Genomic DNA, 2,270 nt, shown 5'->3' on the forward strand with positions numbered 1-2,270 from the left:
GGGCGGCCGGATTTCATCGTCTGGGGAGACAGCCACGCCGCCTCCATGTCGCCGCCGATCTTCGCCGCGGGAGACCGGCTCGGGCCGCGCGGCGTGATCGTGGGCGCCGGCGCCTGTCCGCCGCTGCTCGACTTCGAGACGATCACCGCGCGCGAGGCGACGCGGCGGCGCTGCCAGGAGGTGAACGAGGCGACCCTCGCCCTGATCGCCGCGCAGAAGATTCCCGTCGCCTTCCTGGTCGCGCGCTGGCCGCGCGCGGCGCTCGGCAACGGCTATGGCGACGAGGGCCTGTTCTTCGATCCGGAGGACATCGCGCCCCCGGTGCCCGGAGAGGACGCCAAGTTCGCCGCGGCGCTCGACAGGACGCTCGGCCGACTGGTCGAGCTCGGCGTCCGCCCCGTCATCGTGATGGCGGTGCCGGAACCCGGCTACAACGTGCCCTACGAGCTCGCCCGCCTGATGCTCGCAGGCCGCCCGGCCGACATCGCGCCGTCGCGCGAGACGGTCGAGGAGCGCGAGGCCCGCGCGCGGGAGATCATCGCGGCGGCCGCGGCCAAGCACGGCGCCGACATCGTCGATCCGATCCCTGCGCTCTGCGACGACGAGAAGTGCCCGGTCGTCAGGAACGGCGCTCCGATCTATCGCGACACCGACCACATCGCGCGCGCCGCGGCGCTGCGGCTCACGCCGCTGTTCGAGGGCGCGTTCCGCCGCGCGGCGACGGCAGGAGCGATCTCCCTGCCGGATCGGCCCTGAGGGCTTGGCTCAGGTCGCGCCCTTGGTCGCCGCCACGAGCGCGAACGCCGCCACGTTGAGCGCGATCGCATAGGTCGCGAGCAGCCGGAACATCTTGAGGCGCTCGGCGGCCTTCTCGGTGTCGCCCGCGAGCACCGGCAGCAGCAGGACGTACAGGACCGGCAGCCAGTCGAGCGCGTAACGCTGCACGTTATGCTGCGAGAACCCGTTCGAATGGTAGAACAGCGTGATCCCGGCGACGACCGCGATCACCAGAACGCCGATCAGCAGCTTCGCGTCCGCGCGGGCATAGAACACATAGAGCAGGAAGGGACTCGCGGCGATCAGCGAGGAGCCCATCGGGTCCATGCGGATCAGCTCCGTCATGTACTTGCCGCCGAACTCGACATGGAAGCCCTGCAGGAACAGGTGCGCCAGGTTGAAGACGACGTAGTCCTTCGAGAACAGGCCGAGATCGAGGATCCGCCAGGTGATGAAGTTGCGGTCGTCTTCCGCCGGGTAGGCCGCGATGTGGGCGTAGCCGGTGTCGAGCGGCGCGCCGAAGCGGACCCAGTTGTACAGGCAGTAGACCCCGATGGCGGCCAGGATCGGCGCGCCGAGCCGGAGGGCGTCCATGATCGTGTCGCGGTCGAAGGCGATCAGGCGCGCGTCCTTCGGCCGGGACAGGGCGAACAGGAACGGCGCGACGAACAGCGCCATCTGGCGCGACAGGAAGGCGAGGCCGATCAAGGCGCCGGCGAGCACGAAGCGCCGGTCGAGCGTCGCAAGGATCGCGAGGCTGACCAGCGTCAGCGCCACGACCTGCGCGAAGAACCACACGCCGTCGCCGCGTAGCGTCACATAGGCGGCGGGCGCCCCGAAGATGAAGGCGAGGGCCGCCCAGAAGCGTGCCCGCCGGCTGAGGCCGAGGCGACCGGCGATGGCCCACCAGGCCCAGCCGCTGACCGCCGTGAGCGCCATGGAAAGCGGAATGAAGCCGCGCGTGTCGACCCCGAACAGCGCCACGAGCGGCATCGCGATCACCGCCGGAACAGGCGGGAAGATCACGTAGATCCGGTCCAGGAAGCGCGCGCAGTCGCTGTCGAAGCAGGTCGGGCTGTCGAAGCGGCCGTGCAGGAAAGCGTCCGCGAGCAGGGCGTAGCTGTTGACCCCGCCATGTTCCCCCAAGGCGCGGTAGCAGGCCGCCGCCACCAGCGCGGCCGCAAGAGCGACCGCGACGACGGTGACCGCCGTCCAGCGATCGAACTGCGCTTTCCGCGGGCGGTCGGCGGCGTCAAGGGCGGTCATGGCGTCTGCTCCACGTCTCGCACGGAAGGGTGCGGGAGCATGGCGCCAAAGCTTTGGTGAAAGGATAACGTCCGCCGAGGTTGCGGGCCCGGCCCGGCGCAGCGCAAGATCGGCCGGATGACTGGCCAGCCCCGATCCCGCGCGCGTCCGAGAGCGCGTCGGTCGACCGGCGTCCATCTCGGGCGGCTCGGCCTGGCTGCGCTCGTGTGGCTGGCGGCGGGGCAGGG

General features: G+C 70.8%; 2 protein-coding genes. One reads left to right on the top strand and one right to left on the bottom strand.

Features of this window, described 5'->3' with window-relative positions:
* On the top strand, positions 1–756 hold a 756-nt coding region (locus ACIKT0_RS17290), incomplete at its 5' end, for an SGNH hydrolase domain-containing protein (RefSeq protein WP_407106597.1).
* Between the two features lie 9 nt (positions 757–765).
* Here the strand turns inward: ACIKT0_RS17290 and ACIKT0_RS17295 are convergent.
* The gene (locus ACIKT0_RS17295; protein ID WP_407106598.1) at positions 766–2,043 is read right to left on the bottom strand and encodes a glycosyltransferase family protein; all 1,278 of its coding nucleotides are present in this window, start codon (positions 2,041–2,043) and stop codon (positions 766–768) included.
* Between the last annotated feature and the right edge of the window lie 227 nt (positions 2,044–2,270).

Origin of the sequence: Hansschlegelia beijingensis, assembly GCF_045505405.1 — a bacterium.
In the GTDB taxonomy this organism is placed as follows: Bacteria; Pseudomonadota; Alphaproteobacteria; order Rhizobiales; family Methylopilaceae; genus Methylopila; species Methylopila beijingensis_A.